The 15,534-nt window shown below is 72.0% G+C and carries 10 protein-coding genes and 1 pseudogene; 2 read left to right on the forward strand and 9 right to left on the reverse strand.

Annotated features, from left to right (window positions below):
• Positions 1-145: 145 nt before the first annotated feature.
• The 9 genes and pseudogenes from holA to leuS form a co-directional block, all read right to left on the reverse strand.
• A complete protein-coding gene (holA, locus tag AB0D59_RS18440; RefSeq protein WP_362565950.1) occupies positions 146-1,135 on the reverse strand; it encodes a DNA polymerase III subunit delta in 990 nt (329 codons plus the stop codon).
• 65 nt (positions 1,136-1,200) lie between these two features.
• Positions 1,201-1,446 (reverse strand): hypothetical protein, encoded by a 246-nt coding sequence (locus AB0D59_RS18445; protein WP_362565952.1) that lies wholly within the window; start codon positions 1,444-1,446, stop codon positions 1,201-1,203.
• A gap of 14 nt (positions 1,447-1,460) precedes the next feature.
• A pseudogene (locus tag AB0D59_RS18450) lies at positions 1,461-2,378 on the reverse strand (YceI family protein).
• 173 nt (positions 2,379-2,551) lie between these two features.
• A complete protein-coding gene (locus AB0D59_RS18455) occupies positions 2,552-3,397 on the reverse strand; it encodes an arylamine N-acetyltransferase (RefSeq protein WP_362565982.1) in 846 nt (281 codons plus the stop codon).
• Between the two features lie 13 nt (positions 3,398-3,410).
• The gene (locus AB0D59_RS18460; protein ID WP_362565954.1) at positions 3,411-6,020 is read right to left on the reverse strand and encodes a ComEC/Rec2 family competence protein; all 2,610 of its coding nucleotides are present in this window, start codon (positions 6,018-6,020) and stop codon (positions 3,411-3,413) included.
• On the reverse strand, positions 6,017-7,141 hold the full coding sequence (locus AB0D59_RS18465) for a ComEA family DNA-binding protein (RefSeq protein ID WP_362565956.1): 1,125 nt from the start codon (positions 7,139-7,141) through the stop codon (positions 6,017-6,019). Before AB0D59_RS18465 ends, AB0D59_RS18460 begins: the two co-directional genes overlap by 4 nt.
• Before the next feature lie 131 nt (positions 7,142-7,272).
• Positions 7,273-8,118 (reverse strand): DegV family protein, encoded by an 846-nt coding sequence (locus tag AB0D59_RS18470; RefSeq protein ID WP_362565958.1) that lies wholly within the window; start codon positions 8,116-8,118, stop codon positions 7,273-7,275.
• Between the two features lie 72 nt (positions 8,119-8,190).
• The gene (locus AB0D59_RS18475) at positions 8,191-8,919 is read right to left on the reverse strand and encodes a hypothetical protein (RefSeq protein ID WP_362565959.1); all 729 of its coding nucleotides are present in this window, start codon (positions 8,917-8,919) and stop codon (positions 8,191-8,193) included.
• Positions 8,920-9,079: 160 nt separating this feature from the next.
• Entirely contained in the window at positions 9,080-11,959 is a 2,880-nt protein-coding gene (gene leuS, locus AB0D59_RS18480) for a leucine--tRNA ligase (protein ID WP_362565961.1), read from the reverse strand.
• 426 nt (positions 11,960-12,385) lie between these two features.
• Between leuS and AB0D59_RS18485 the strand changes: the two genes are divergently transcribed.
• Together AB0D59_RS18485 and AB0D59_RS18490 are read left to right on the forward strand one after the other, a co-directional pair.
• Positions 12,386-13,690 (forward strand): cytochrome b/b6 domain-containing protein, encoded by a 1,305-nt coding sequence (locus AB0D59_RS18485; protein WP_362565963.1) that lies wholly within the window; start codon positions 12,386-12,388, stop codon positions 13,688-13,690.
• Complete coding sequence (locus tag AB0D59_RS18490; RefSeq protein ID WP_362565965.1) at positions 13,687-15,297, forward strand: NADH-ubiquinone oxidoreductase-F iron-sulfur binding region domain-containing protein; 1,611 nt, start codon at positions 13,687-13,689, stop codon at positions 15,295-15,297. Before AB0D59_RS18485 ends, AB0D59_RS18490 begins: the two co-directional genes overlap by 4 nt.
• Positions 15,298-15,534: the final 237 nt, after the last annotated feature.

Raw genomic sequence — 15,534 nt, forward strand, 5'->3', positions numbered from 1 at the left:
CCTGCGTTCGCCACGCGGGAACGGGCTCGAAAAGCTTGAAACCGAGGCCCCGGCACTTCACCCTTCCCCAGGGCGGACGTCGGGGCTTTCGGCATGTCCGGGCGAGCCCGCCCCCTTCCCGTCCCCCTGCGGTACGCCCGGCCTGTTACCCCCGGCCTCGCGACCGCGCCGCCCGCGCGATGGCCACCACGGCCTTCTCCAGGGCGTACTCGGGATCGTCCCCGCCGCCCTTGACCCCCGCATCGGCGTCGGCGACGGCCCGCAGCGCCACCGCCACCCCGTCGGGCGTCCAGCCCCGCATCTGCTGCCGTACCCGATCGATCTTCCACGGCGGCATCCCGAGCTCCCGCGCGAGATCGGCGGGCCGGCCGCCCCGCGCGCCCGACAGCTTCCCGATGGCCCGCACCCCCTGCGCGAGGGCACTGGTGATCAGGACCGGTGCGACCCCGGTCGCCAGCGACCAGCGCAACGCCTCCAGTGCCTCCGCCGTTCGTCCTTCCACGGCCCGGTCGGCGACGGTGAAGCTCGACACCTCGGCCCGCCCTGTGTAGTACCGCCCGACGACGGCCTCGTCGATGGTGCCCTCGACGTCGGCGGAGAGCTGGGTCACTGCGGAGGCCAGCTCCCGCAGATCGCTTCCTATGGCGTCGACGAGCGCCTGGCAGGCCTCGGGCGTGGCCGAGCGTCCCAGCGCGCGGAACTCGCTCCGCGTGAACGCGAGCCGGTCCGCCGGCTTGGTCATCTTCGGACAGGCGACCTCCCGAGCCCCCGCCTTGCGCGCCGCGTCCAGCAGCCCCTTGCCCTTGACTCCGCCCGCGTGCAGCAGCACCAGGGTGATCTCCTCGGCGGGCGCCCCGAGGTACGCCTTCACGTCCTTGATCGTGTCGGCTGACAGGTCCTGCGCGTTGCGTACGACCACGACCTTGCGCTCCGCGAAGAGCGACGGGCTGGTCAGCTCGGCAAGCGTGCCGGGCTGCAACTGGTCCGGGGTCAGATCCCGCACGTCCGTGTCGGCGTCGGCGGCCCGGGCAGCCGCCACCACCTGCTGCACGGCGCGGTCGAGCAGCAGTTCCTCCTGACCCACGGCAAGCGTCAGCGGGGCGAGCGGATCGTCATCAGCAGTCTTCTTTGCCATCACGCCAAGCATCCCACGGCCCACTGACAGCGCGGCCGCGCTGCCTGCCGAGCCATCCGCACCCGCTACGGCTCCTCCCGCCACCCCTCCCACTCCCCCGCGAACTCGTCCAGCTCCGCCGCATCCAGCCGCCCCTCCGCGTCCCTCAGCAGCACCAGCCACTGCGCGTCCTCGGCGTCGTCCTCCCCCGCCAGCGCGTCCCGGACCAGCCGTGGCTCCTCACCGATCCCGAAGCGCTCCCCGAGCGCCTCGGCGGCTTCCTCCGCCGCATCCCGGTCCGGCAGCACCAGCACATGTCTCACATCGCTCACGGCACCATTCTCGGCTACCGCCGCCGGCCGGAACGAACCGGAGCGGCCGGCTCAGCCTTGGGCACGATCTGCACGTCGAGGTCGACGCGGATGGTCGGCCCGACGACCGCTATCCCGCGCGCCAGCATCGTCTGCCAGCTCACCGTGAAGTCGTCCCGGTGCAGTTCGGTCGTGGCCCGGCAGGCCGCCCGCACCTCGCCCTCCATGCCGTTGCCGAGCCCGAGGTACTCCGTGTCGAGGGTGACCGTCCGCGTCACGCCGTGCAGGGACAGCGCCCCGGTGACGGCCCATCTGGTGCCGCCCCGGTGCACGAACCGGTCGCCGTAGAACTCCAGCGTCGGAAACCGCAGCACGTCCAGGAAGTCCGCCGACCGCAGATGGTCGTCCCGCATCCGCACGCCCGTGTCGATGGTCGCGGCGTCGATGACGACGTGCAGGGCGGACCGCTCCACCGGCTCGGCGATCCGTACCGCGCCCGCGAACGAGTTGAACCGCCCGTGGATCCGGGCCAGTCCGATGTGCCGGGCGGTGAAGGCGATCGAGGAATGTGTCGGCTCGATCTCCCAGTCCCCGGGCGCCGGCAGCTCCGGCGGCGGGGCGACCTGGAGGGTCACGTCACCGAGCGAGGTGAGGCTGTTCTCGCCGACCCGCGCGGTGGCCCGGTACGGGGTGAACCCCTAGGCGGACACCGCGAGCCGGTACTCCCCGGCCGGCACGGTCGTCACGAACGACCCGTAGGGATCCGCGCCCCCGCTGACCACCGTTCGCCCCATGGTGTCGCTGACCGCGAACTCGGCGTTCGTCACCGGCTCGTTGACCGGGTCGAGCACCCGGCAGCTCAGCACCCCGGCGTCGGGCGGGGTCCGCACGGCCGCGAGGGGACTCGTCCGCTGCACCCGGTTCGTTCGGTTTCCCCTCAAGCCGCCGAACATCCACGCCACCCCTGATGCCTCGCCACCGTCCGTTGCCGAAGATACATTCGATCACTGATGCGGCTTTCGGGGCAACACAGGCCCACATCGCGGGAATCCAGCAGATCAGCCGGAACTACCCAGGAATAGCATGCTATGCGCCAGTAGTAACACGTTCTCCCGTGACGCCCGAATTAGCCATTCGGGTTGGTGTTCCGCGGATTTCGCACAGCGGGCACACGGTCCAACGCGATTCCGAACCGCTCCCGGTAGACCCCCAGCACCTCCTCGTCGCGCTCCAACGCCCGTACCTCACGTGCCCCGCCCGCCTCCGTCACCGTCAGCGTCCGCCCGCTCAGCGTGATCCGCCCGCCGTCCTCGGTGGCCCGGGAACACACCAGCGACTGTGTGAAGTGGGACGACGGCGAGGTGCTGTGCCACCAGGCCCCGGCCGTGAAGTCCCCGAGCACCCGCGGCCGGACCTCCAGCCGGTACTGCGGCCTCCCGTCCCGCAACACGTCCAGGTCCCCGGCCGTCGCTCCCGTTTCTCCCCCTGCACCCGCCGCGTCCGGCCCGGCCCCGGTGATCCGGAACGTACCGCCCGGATCCACCTGCTCACCCCGCTCCGCGAACGCCAGCGGGTAGTGGCTGTGCGCCCCGAACCCGACGTCGGCGAGCCACTCGCCCCCGTCCACCGTCCCGACCCGCAGCGCGAGATGGTCGTACGGGATCCCGAGCCGCCCCTGATCCCCGTACACCCGCCCGGCCAGCAGCGTCACCTCGAAACCGAGCGCGGTCAGCAACGCCGAGAAGGCGCCGTTGAGTTCGTAGCAGAACCCGCCCCGGCCCGCGCCCACCACCTTGTCCACCAGCCGCTTCTCCTCCAGCACGATCTCCTCGCCGAGGTGGATCGACAGGTTCTCGAAGGGCACGGCCCGCAGATGCCTCAGCTGCAGATCCCGCAGCGCCTCGGCGGTGGGCCGGGCCGGGCGGGCCGCCCCGAGCCGGTGGAGGTAGGCGTCGGTCTGCGGGGAGTTCACCGAGTTCATGCCCTCAGTCTCGCGCCACCGCCAGCTCCCCCGCCTCCCGTCCCGTACGGCCGCCGGTCACGGCGAGCGCTCCGTCCCGGTCGGTCCGCAGCACCACCGCCCCGGCGGCCCGGAGCCGCGCCACCGTGTCCGGCGCCGGATGCCCGTACGGGTTGTCCGCCCCGCACGAGATGAGCGCGATGCGGGGCGCCGCCAGCCGCAGCAGCTGCGGATCCTGATACGCGGACCCGTGATGAGCCACTTTCAGAACGTCCACCCGGCCCAGTTCGGTGGCCGCCGGTGATCTCAGCAGCTCCTGCTGGGCCGGGGGTTCGAGGTCTCCGAGCAGCAGCATCCGCAGTCCGGCCGAGCGGACCAGCAGGGCGACACTGGCGTCGTTCGGGCCGTCCGGTTCCGGTGCCGGGTCCTGGGGCGGCCACAGCACCCGCCAGTCCAGCCCGCCGGTGGTTCGCCGCTCCCCGGCGACCGCGCGCGTGACCGGGATCCGATGCTCGGCCGCCTCCCTCCGTACGAACTCGGCCTGCTCCGCCGGTTCCTCGAAGCCGGTCGTCTCGATCTGCGCCACCGACCTCCCGCGCAACACCCCGGGCAGCCCTCCGACATGGTCGGCATGGAAGTGGGTCAAAACGACCAGCGGGACACGGGTGATGCCGAGTTCCCGCAGGCAGTGGTCGACCAGCGTCGGATCGGGCCCGGCATCCACCACCACGCCCGTGCCCGCGCCCGCCGCGAGCACCGTCGCGTCGCCCTGCCCGACGTCGCACATGGCCAGTCGCCAGCCGGGCGGCGGCCAGCCCGTGATCACCCGGGTCAGCGGTGCCGGCCGTACGACCAGCAGCACGAGCAGCACCCCGAGCGCCCCGCACCACCACGGATGCCGCAGCAACCGCCGCCCCAGCGGTACGACGACCACCGTGACCCCGGCCAGCAGCAGCGCCCCCGCCCAGCTCCCGGGCCAGTCCACACCCGCGCCCGGCAGCGCGGCCCCGGTCCGGGCGATCCCCGCGATCCACCCGGCCGGCCAGCCCGCGCACCACGCCAGCACCTTGGCCAACGGCATCGCCACCGGGGCCGCCGCAAGCGCCGCGAACCCCAGCACCGTGGCCGGCGCCACCGCGATCTCGGCCAGCAGATTGCAAGGCACCGCCACCAGACTCACCCGCGCCGACAGCACCGCGACCACCGGCGCGCACACCGCCTGCGCGGCGGCAGCGGCGCCCAGGCCCTCGGCCAGCCGCTCCGGCACTCCGCGCCGTCGCAGCGCCTCGCTCCAGCCGGGCGCCAGCACCAGCAGCGCCCCGGTGGCCAGCACGGACAACAGGAAGCCGTAACTGCGTGCCAGCCACGGGTCGTACAGCACCAGCAGCAGAACCGCCGTCGCCAGCGCCGGGATCAGGGATCTGCGGCGGCCGGTCGCCAGGGCGAGCAGGGCGACGGCACCGCAGGCCGCGGCCCGCAGCACGCTGGGGTCCGGCCGGCACACGACGACGAAGCCGAGGGTGAGCGCCGACGCGAACAGCGCGGTCGATCGCAGCGACAGCCCCAGGCGCGGGGCGAGACCGCGCCGCTCGACCTGCTGGGCCAGTCCCGGCGGTCCGACGAGCAGGGCGAGCAGGATGGTGAGGTTGCTGCCCGAGACCGCGAGGGTGTGCGCGAGATCGGTCTCCTCGAAGGCCTCGTCCAGTTCGGGCGTGATCCGCGAGGTGTCCCCGACGACCAGCCCGGGCAGCAGCGCCCGCGCGTCCTCGGGCAGTCCCTCGGTCGCCTCCCGCAGCCCGGCCCGCAACCGCCCGGCCAGCCGCTGAAGCCCACTCGCCTCGCCCACCACCACCGGCGCGGGACGCTCCCGCACCCGCAGCATCGCCGCGGTCCGGTCCCCGCCGGCCGTCGCCGGCGCCAGCCGCCCGCTCACCCGCAGCCGCGTGGAGGGCAGCAGCCCGAGCCACCGGGCGCGGCCGCCGCCACCGGGCGCCCGCACCCCCGGGTCGACGGCCATCAGCACCGGTGAGCGCGTCGTCACCGCCGTCCCGTCGCCGCTCTCCACCAGCCGTACCTCGCCGCGCACCAGCACGGCGGCCGGAGTGGCGTGGTCCCCCCGCACGCGCGGCCTGCTGACCCACGGGTCGCCCGTGAGCTCGACCTCGACGGTCACGGTGGCGTAGGCGCGGGCCAGCCCGGGCACCGGCCCCCGGCGCACATCCGCCCCGTGCAGTCCCGCGGAGGCGGCAGCCCCCGCGACACAGAGAAGCAGCGCGCCGACGGAGGCGTTCCGCCAAGTCGGGCGGAGAGCCGGGGAGCTGCCGGTCACCGTCCCTGACCGGAGGGCCGAGGAATTGCCGGCCACCGTCCCTGACCGGCGGCCCGCGCGGCTGCGCCACAGCAGGATGAGGCCGGCGACCAGGCACGCGACGGCGGTCCCGGCCGTCCACCCCGGCGGTGCGTCCAGGGTCAGTGCCGCCGTCGCCCAGGCGGCCAGCGCGGGCGGCACCAACCGCAGGTCGGCCGTCGTGTCCTGCCGGGGGTGCGCGGTCCCCAGCCGCTTGCCCGAACCGGCGTGCACGGCCTGGCGCGCGGTCATGGATCCCGGCGGGGCTTGGCCGGTCGTGCGGCTCATGGCCGTACCAGATCCCGCAGGTCGGAGAAGCGGCGGTCACCGATGCCCTTGACCTGGCGAAGTTCGTCGACCGAGCGGAAACCGACATGCTGGGTCCGGTAGTCGACGATGTGCTGCGCCAGCACCGGGCCGACTCCAGGCAGGGCGTCGAGCTGCTCCACGGTCGCCGTGTTCAGGGAGACCGGGGCGGCCGGGCCCGTGCCCGTCGCGGTACCGTCCGCGACCTGGCCCGGGGCGGCCGGCGGGGCGGGGCCCCCGACGACGATCTGTTCGGCGTCCACCAGGAAACGGGCACGGTTGAGTCCGTCGGTGTCCGTACCGGGCCGCACCCCGCCCGCCGCCCGCAGCGCGTCGGTCACCCGGGACCCGGCCGGCAGAGAGTGGACCCCCGGCTCCCGCACCTTCCCGGTGACGTCCACGACGATTGCACCAGCGGGTCCGGCCGCCCCCGCGGGCGCCGCTGGGGTACCGGTGCCCGCGGCCGGAACCTTCTCCTCGCTCTTCTCGTACGGCGCCTCGGCACGCACCACCTCCGGCGCGCTCACCGATTCGGTCCGGCCCGTCCAGAAGTGCTGCACGGCCAGGGCCGCGGCCACGACGAGGACCGCCCCGAGGGCCACCGCGCCCCGGCGTTCCAGCCCGCAGCGGGTCGCCAGCCACACCGGCATCCGCTCCCGCACGGCGAGCCCGACCCGGGCCCGCAGCCTGGGGAGCGCAGGTTCGCGCAGGGCCGTGGTCTCGCCGGCGAGCGCACGGGCCGAGGACACCACGGCCGCCGCCGTGGACAGTGCGGCCGCGGCGGTACGCACTCCGGACGCGGCGGCGCGCACCCCGGAGGTGGCCGCCGTCAGCCCGGAGGTGGCCGCGGTCAGCCCGGCCGCCGCACCGGTACCGGTCACCGTTGCGGCGTGCGGGGGTCCGTGTCCCGGCTCCGGCCGGGTGACTCCCCGTTCGCCGAAGAGGAGTTCCGCCCGGCGGCGCAGTTCTTCCGCCGGGGCCGGGCGGTGGCGGGCGCGGACCCCGACCGGGGACCGGCGGTGCCGGGTACGGCCGTCGGAAGTGGGGCCCCGGCCCGGGCCACTGGTCGCATGTGTCTCGTGTGAGCGTGATCGAAGTGCCATGCGACGAGGATGGGGCTTCCCGCCGGCTCGCGATGATCTTGCTCAAGTTCCGTGGATCCCGGCCCGGTTGTGGACAACTTCGCCACCCACACGAGTGAAACCGGCGGGGCCGCCGCCCTCGGATCCACAGGTCACCGCGGTGAGACGACCGCCCCGAGCAGCCCGGGTCCGGTGTGCGCGCCGATGACCGCACCGACCTCGCTCACATGCATCTCGACCAGCCCCGGGACCCGCGCCCGCAGCCGGTCGGCGAGGGCCGCGGCCCGGTCGGGGGCGGCGAGATGGTGGACGGCGATGTCCACCTCGGCGCCGCCCGCCCGCTCGGCGGCGAGCTCCTCGAGGCGGGCGATGGCGCGGGACGCCGTCCGCACCTTCTCCAGGGGCTCGACGCGGCCGCCGTCCAACTGGAGCAGGGGCTTCACGGCGAGTGCGGAACCCAGCAGGGCCTGCGCCGCTCCGATGCGGCCGCCGCGGCGCAGATAGTCGAGGGTGTCGACGTAGAAGTACGCGGTCGTGCTTGCGGCCCGTTTCTCCGCCGCCGTGACCGCCTCGTCGGCGGTGCCGCCCGCCTCGGCGACCTCGGCCGCCGCGAGCGCGCAGAAACCGAGCGCCATCGCGACCATCCCGGTATCCACCACTCGCACCGGGACGGGTGCTTCGCGGGCCGCGATGACCGCCGCGTCGTAGGTGCCCGACAGTTCGGCGGACAGGTGGAGCGAGACGATACCGGTGGCACCGGACTCGGCGACCTTGCGGTACGTTTCGGCGAACACCTCGGGGCTGGGCCGGGACGTGGTGACAGAACGCCGCTTCTGCAGAGCCTGGGCCAGGGAACGGGTCGAGATCTCGGTACCCTCTTCGAACGCCCGGTCGCCGAGGACCACCGTCAGGGGAACCGCGGTGATGCCGTGGCGCTCCATCATCCGCGGCGGCAGGTAGGCCGTTGAATCGGTGACGATCGCGACATGGCGGGACATGAGCTGGAGGTTACCTGGCGTAGCCCAGGGGCGGCAGCCCGCCCCCGCCCGGCCCGACCAGGACCGGCCGTATCAAGTGGTGCTCTCCGGCCGGGGCTTCTTCTGCCAAGGGTAGGCCTGACGCCGCCCGGGCGGCGTGATCGCGGGCTGCGCCGGGTCCCCGTCCGGGGCGGACCGGGGTGCCTCGGGCCAGGTCTGGCGGTCCCCCCGACCGGCGGCTGCGTCGGGCCACGGCGGGGTTTCGGGCGCGGGGGCAGGACGCGACCAGTGCCGCAGGGCGTCGGCCTCGACGCCGATCTGCGTGCTCAAGGTGTCCAGATCGTCGTCGGCGAACCGGTGGGCCCGGTCACGCGCCGCCCATCGCAACGCGTCCGCGGACTCGGTGATGCGCGTGGTACGCCGGCGCAGTTCGGGCAGCCGCGCGGCGAGCGTGGCCCGGTCCGGCTCGGACTCCAGGCGCCTGAGCTCGCCGTCCAGTTCATGACCGTGCGCACTGAGCCGCTGGAAGAGGCTGACGGACTCCTTCAGTGACTCGTCCTCGGGGGCGCCCGCGTCCAGCGCGTCCTGGGTGGCCCGCATCGAGGTGCGCAGGGTGAGCCGCAGCTGGGCGATCTCGGCCGCCGGGCCGACCTGGACCATGGACTTGGCGCGCAGCGTGTGGTCCTCGACCGTCCGCCGGGCCTGCGTGATCGTACGGTCCACACCGCGCTTGGCGGCGCCGACCGCCTTGAACGTGACGTACGCCCCGCCCGCGACGAAGAGCAGGAAGAGCACGGCGAATACGGCGATCACTGTTTCCACGGTGCTCCTCCTCCGCTGACGGCCACCCGACCACCCGACCGATTCCGAGCACGGCAGGGGCGGCCGCCCTCTTCAACGGTAAACGCAAAGGGCAGGCCCGGAGTTCCGGAAAGACCCCGAACCTGCCCTTGGGGGACCACCCGAAGGCGGCCCTTGGCCGTTACGCCGTGACGATGTTCACCAGCTTCGGCGCGCGGACGATCACCTTGCGGATGCCTGCGCCGTCCAGCGCCGCGACGACCTTCTCGTCGGCCAGCGCCACCTTCTCCAGCTCCTCCTCGGAGATGTCCGGCGACACCTCCAGGCGGGCCTTGACCTTGCCCTTGATCTGCACGACGCAGGTCACGGTCTCGTCCACGACGTAGTTCGGGTCGGCGACCGGGAAGTCCCGGTGCACGACCGAGTCGGTGTGACCCAGCTTGCGCCACAGCTCCTCGGCGACGTGCGGGGCCAGCGGCGCGATCATCAGCACCAGCGGCTCGGCGACCGTACGCGGCACCGCGCCACCCGCCTTGGTCAGGTGGTTGTTCAGCTCGGTGACCTTGGCGATGGCGGTGTTGAAGCGCAGGCCCTCCAGGTCCTGGCGGACGCCGTCGATCGCCTTGTGCAGGGCACGCAGCGTGTCCTCGTCGGCATCGGCGTCGGTGACGGTGACCTCACCGGTCGCCTCGTCGACGATGACGCGCCACAGCCGCTGCAGCAGCCGGAACTGGCCGACCACCGCGCGCGTGTCCCACGGACGGGAGACGTCCAGCGGGCCCATCGCCATCTCGTACAGGCGCAGCGTGTCGGCGCCGTACTCGGCGCAGATCTCGTCCGGAGTCACCGCGTTCTTCAGGGACTTGCCCATCTTGCCCAGCAGCCGGGTGACCTTCTCACCCTGGTAGTAGTAGGCGCCGTCCTGCTCCTCGACCTCGGCGGCGGGCACCGGGAAGCCGCGGCCGTCGCGGTAGACGTAGGCCTGGATCATGCCCTGGTTGAACAGCTTGTGGAACGGCTCGACGGACGAGACGTGCCCCAGGTCGTACAGGACCTTCGACCAGAAACGGGCGTACAGCAGGTGCAGCACCGCGTGCTCGGCGCCGCCGACGTACAGGTCGACACCGCCGTGCGGCATGCCCTGGCGCGGGCCCATCCAGTACCGCTCGATCTCCGGGTCGACCAGCTCCTGGTCGTTGTGCGGGTCCAGGTAGCGCAGTTCGTACCAGCAGGAACCGGCCCAGTTGGGCATGGTGTTGGTCTCGCGGCGGTACTTCTTCGGCCCGTCGCCCAGGTCCAGGGTGACGTTGACCCATTCCTCGTTGCGCGACAGCGGCGTCTCGGGCTGGGTGTCCGCGTCTTCCGGGTCGAAGGTGCGCGGCGAGTAGTCCTCGACCTCCGGCAGCTCCAGCGGCAGCATCGACTCGGGCAGGGCGTGGGCGACGCCGTCCTCGTCGTAGACGATCGGGAAGGGCTCGCCCCAGTAGCGCTGGCGGCTGAACAGCCAGTCGCGCAGCCGGAAGTTGACGGTGCCCTCGCCGATGCCCTTGCGGGCCAGCCATTCGGTGATGCGGGCCTTGGCCTCGGCGACCGGCAGGCCGTCCAGCTTGATGCCGTCGTTGGAGGAGTTGATGATCTTCGCGTCGTAGGAGCCGAAGGCGTCCTCCCACGTCGAGGTGTCGGTGCCACGGCCGTCGGTCGGCTCGACGATGCAGACGATCGGCAGCTCGAAGGCGCGCGCGAATTCGAAGTCGCGCTGGTCGCCGGCCGGGACGGCCATGATCGCGCCGGTGCCGTAGCCCATCAGCACGTAGTCGGCGACGAACACCGGGACCTTGTCGCCGTTGACCGGGTTGGTCGCGTACGCGCCCGTGAAGACGCCGGTCTTGTCCTTGGCCTCGGCCTGCCGCTCCACGTCGGACTTGGCGCCGGCCTGGGCGCGGTACGCGGCCACGGCCTCGGCGGGCGTCGCGTGGCCGCCGGTCCACACGTCGTGGGTGCCCTCGGGCCAGGCGGCCGGGACGAACTTGTCGACCAGCGGGTGCTCGGGTGCCAGCACCATGTAGGTCGCGCCGAACAGGGTGTCGGGGCGCGTGGTGAAGACGGTGATCTTCTCGCCGTCGATCGGGAAGTCGACGCGGGCACCCTCGCTGCGGCCGATCCAGTTGCGCTGCTGCAGCTTGATGGCCTCGGGCCAGTCCAGCTCGTCCAGGTCGTCCAGCAGCCGGTCGGCGTAGGCGGTGATGCGCATGTTCCACTGGCGCAGCTTGGCCTTGAAGACGGGGAAGTTGCCGCGCTCGGAGCGTCCGTCGGCGGTGACCTCCTCGTTGGCCAGCACGGTGCCCAGCCCCGGGCACCAGTTGACCGGCGCGTCCGAGGCGTAGGCCAGGCGGAACTCGCCCAGGACGTCGCCGCGCTCGGTTGCGGTCAGCTCGTTCCACGCGTGCGTGTGGCCCGGTACGGCTCGCTCACCGGACTCGAACTGGGCGATCAGCTCGGAGATCGGGCGGGCCTTCTTCGCCTCGTCGTCGTACCAGGAGTTGAAGATCTGCAGGAAGATCCACTGGGTCCACTTGTAGTAGTCCGGGTCGATCGTGGCGAACGACCGGCGCTTGTCGTGGCCCAGGCCCAGCCGGCGCAGCTGGGCCTTCATGTTCTCGATGTTGGACTCGGTGGACACCCGCGGGTGCGTGCCGGTCTGCACGGCGTACTGCTCGGCGGGCAGGCCGAAGGCGTCGAAGCCCAGGGTGTGCAGGACGTTGTGGCCGTTCATCCGCTGGAAGCGGGCGAACACGTCGGTGGCGATGTAGCCCAGAGGATGGCCGACGTGCAGTCCCGCTCCGGACGGATACGGGAACATGTCCATGATGAACTTCTTGGGCCTGGCGACCAGCTCGGGGTCGCCGGCCAGGTCACCCTTGGGATTCGGCGCCGCGTACGTGCCGTCGGCGTCCCAGAAGTCCTGCCAGCGTGCCTCGATCTCGGCCGCCAGGGCAGCCGTGTAGCGGTGCGGCGCGGCCTCCGCCGACGTGGCGGCGGCAGCGGGGTTCGTCTCGCTCATGATCCTCAAAGCTCCATCGATCGTCTCTGCCTGCGGCTGTGACTTGCTAGAAACGAAAAATCCCCTCGCACAGGAGGGGACGCCGCGCCGATGCCGACCGGCCGTTTGATCCGGCGGTCGGGACTGATCAGCGCGGCCCGCTAAGCAGAAGGCGTACGGCACGCATGGCGTCAGGGTACCGCAGCACTTGAGCAAGCCGCGACGCGCTTACGTATCAACGGTTGACACGTACGTCTAAGGCGACAACCGGGACGAGAGTTGAACCAGGTTCAAAAATTACTTCGCGTAACAACCGCTAAGGGACATCGCAAGGCCCGCATTGCCCTTTGATAACAACGCAATAACTCAAACCTCGTACTGATCGGTATGGCGCCACTTAGGCTGCGGCACCGGGACCGCTTTCCCGAACTGCTCGGAGTTGCCCCCATGAACCCTCGTCGTAGTAACAGCTCGCTCCCCAAGCCAGGCCGTTCGGTCTGGGGGGTGGCGTCCGCTGTCGTTCTGTTGCTCATACCCGTGGTCGTGCTGACCGGAGGCAGCCAGTTCCAATCGTTCCTGAACTTCGGCGCGGGCGTGCTCTCGCTCGTCTCGCTGAGCTGCTCGGTGATCTGGGGTCTGGTCGCACAGGACCGCATCTTCCTCAACACCCGCCAGCGGATCGTCGGCCAGGCGGTGCACCGGACGACCGCGGTCGCCTCGATCGCGTTCCTGCTGGTGCACATCGTCACGAAGATCGCTCTCGATCACACCGTGGTGATCGCCGCGATCATCCCGTTCTCGCTCGGCGTCACCGGAAGCGCCGGCCTGATCGGGCTCGGCTCGCTGGCCGGACTGCTGATGATCTTCGTGGGTGTCACCGGCGCCCTGCGCAGCAATTTCGCCGCCCCGGCCGTGGTGGCGGCCCGCTGGCGGGCCATGCACATGCTTGCCTACCCGGCCTGGTGCGCCGCGCTGATCCACGGCTTGTTCGCGGGCCGCGCGGCGAAGCCCTTCTTCATGATCTCGTACGAGCTGTGCCTGGTCGGCGTGATGGGCGCGCTGGCGCTGCGCGCCGCCCCGCGCCCGTTCAAGCGCAAGGTCGCCGACCGTCTGGTCTCCGTCCTGGGCAGCTCGGAGCGCCCCGACCTGGACGAGCTGGACGCCAGCCGCGCCCGGGTGGGCGAGTCCGGGCTGCCGGGCTACGACGGCGGACGTGAACGCGAACGCGAGCCGAGGGCCTCGCGGGTCGACACCAGGGCCCCGCAGCCCAACCCGCTGTTCCCGACCGGGGCACCCGCCTCCGAGCCGGCCTCCGGCTTCGCGGCCGCCTACCGGGCCACCTCCACGCCCGGACAGCCACAGCCCCATTCGCCGTTCGCGGCCGGTCAGACCGCGCGCATGGAGCGGCTGGACCTCCAGGCCACCGAGGCCTTCCCGCGCATGGACGGCCCCGGCAGCACCTCGGGCAGCTGGCCGGTCCCGTCCCCGCCGCCGGTCGGCGAGGCGCCCCCGTCGGCGTACGACCCGCTCCAGGACACCGGATACAACATCCCGGTCTATGGCAATCCGGGCACTGCCGGAACAGGCGGACGTGATGTGTACGACACCGGTGAGACGAACGCCCGCTACGGCGCGTACAACTCGAACGACACGTACAACAGCGGTCCCGCCAACGAACCAGCGCCCGGCGCGTCCTTCGACGCACCGGGTTCGGGCGAACCTTGGAACACGCCTTCCGGAGGCTATAGGTGAACGAGGCCCTGCCCGACGTCCCAGAAGTCCGCGTGGTCGGCCTTCCGCAGCTCACGTCGGGCTTCGACCTTGTCGAAAGACTCGATCTGCCCATGCACCTCAAGGTGCACGGGCCGCTTGAACCCTTGGGCGGGGAGCAGCTCGCGCAGCTCTCCGAACGCATCAACCTGAAGGGCCGCGGCGGCGCGGGTTTCCCCTTCCACAAAAAGCTGCGCTCGGTCGCCGAAGCGGCGATCAAGCGCGGCGTCCGGCCGGTGGTCGTCGTCAACGGCAGCGAGGACGAGCCGGCCTGCCGCAAGGACACGGTGCTGATCAACCGTGCCCCGCACCTGATCCTCGACGGCGCGCTGCTGTGCGCCGAGGCACTGGGTGCCCGCACGCTCGTGGTGGGGGTCACCCGGGAGTCCACACAGCGCTCCATGGAGCAGGCGCTCGCCGAACGCGGGCTGAGCACCGGCCGCCGTTCGGCCCTGAAGGCGTTCGTCCAGCGCAACCCGGTGCGGATGGTCACCGGCGCTGCCGCGTCGCTGGTCCGTTCGATCGACGGCGGCCCGGCGATCCCGCCCGGCCGCAAGACCAGTGCCTCCCAGAACGGCGTCGGCGGCGCGCCCACGCTGCTGTCGAACGCGGAGACGTTCGCGCAGCTGGCGATCGCCGCCCGTATCGGCCCGGAGCGTTACGGCAACACCGGTCTGTACGACGAGCCGGGCACCGTCATGCTGACGGTCTCCGGCGCGGTCGCCCGCCCCATGGTGATCGAGGTGCCCACGGGTGTGCCGCTGCGCTACGTCCTGCAGCTGGCCGGCGCCCCGCCGGTGCCGCAGGGTGTGCTGACCGGCGGCTACCACGGCAAGTGGATCGACGCGGCGACGGTCAACGAGGCGATCGTCTCCCGCAACTCCCTGGACGCGGTGGGCGGTGCGCTGGGCGCCGGCGCGATCCTGCCGATCACGCAGGACACCTGTCCGCTGGGTGAGTCGCTCCGGGTCGCCCAGTGGCTGGCGGAGGAGAGCGCGGGACAGTGCGGTCCCTGCTACCTCGGTCTGCCGGCGGCCGCGCGGGGCATGGAGGACATCCTCAACGGCGGCGGACCGGCCGCCCTGGAGGCGCTCAAGCAGGTCGCGAAGAACGTGAAGCGGCGCGGCGCGTGCTCGCACCCGGACGGCTCCGCGATGTTCCTGGAGTCGACGATCAAGGCGTTCACCGACGACCTGGCCGCGCATGTTCTCGGAAACGGCTGCGGACGGCCCGTGGAAGGCGTTCTGCCGCTCTTCGAGGACGGCAAGCTCCCGACCGGCATCCCGGGCGGCGGAGAGCCCGAGGAGGCCAGCGGCAGCCGTCAGAAGATCTACGTCGACTGGACGCTGTGCCGGGGCCACGGCCTGTGCGCGGACATCCTCCCGGAGGTCTTCGAACTGGGCGCGGACGGTTTCCCGACGGTGGCTCAGGCGAAGGTGCCGCGGTTCGCGGAGGCCAAGGCGCTGCGCGCGGTGCGCCGCTGCCCGGCGCTCGCGCTGCGTCTCGAGGAGGACACGCGTTCCCAGGCGCCGGCCAAGAACCTGCCGGTTCTCTCGCAGGGCCGCGGCCGCCGGGCACTCGGCCGCTGACAGCATCAGCACCATGTGTAAGGCGGGCCACCCGGTCGGGTGGCCCGCCTTACACATGGCACGAGTTTCCCGGGGCCCGTTTCCGATGTTTTCGAATGGTTCCCAACAACGTCGAAGGGGGGGCGGCGCGCGCCCGGGGGGGGGCGGGGGTTTGTGTGGGTGGTTTTTTTTTTTTTTTCAGTTAGACCGGCTTTCCAAGGACGGCGGGCGCGCACGCCCGAAAGAACACCCCGGGTT

It is taken from the genome of Streptomyces sp. NPDC048417 (assembly GCF_040651615.1).
Taxonomy (GTDB): Bacteria; Actinomycetota; Actinomycetes; order Streptomycetales; family Streptomycetaceae; genus Streptomyces.

Bases quoted from the DNA above. Each gene is read 5' to 3' on its own strand.
- holA (WP_362565950.1), bottom strand. From the start codon at position 1,135: ATGGCAAAGAAGACTGCTGATGACGATCCGCTCGCCCCGCTGACGCTT.
- leuS (WP_362565961.1), bottom strand. From the start codon at position 11,959: ATGAGCGAGACGAACCCCGCTGCCGCCGCCACGTCGGCGGAGGCCGCG.
- AB0D59_RS18460 (WP_362565954.1), bottom strand. From the start codon at position 6,020: ATGAGCCGCACGACCGGCCAAGCCCCGCCGGGATCCATGACCGCGCGC.
- AB0D59_RS18485 (WP_362565963.1), top strand. From the start codon at position 12,386: ATGAACCCTCGTCGTAGTAACAGCTCGCTCCCCAAGCCAGGCCGTTCG.
- AB0D59_RS18465 (WP_362565956.1), bottom strand. From the start codon at position 7,141: ATGGCACTTCGATCACGCTCACACGAGACACATGCGACCAGTGGCCCG.
- AB0D59_RS18470 (WP_362565958.1), bottom strand. From the start codon at position 8,118: ATGTCCCGCCATGTCGCGATCGTCACCGATTCAACGGCCTACCTGCCG.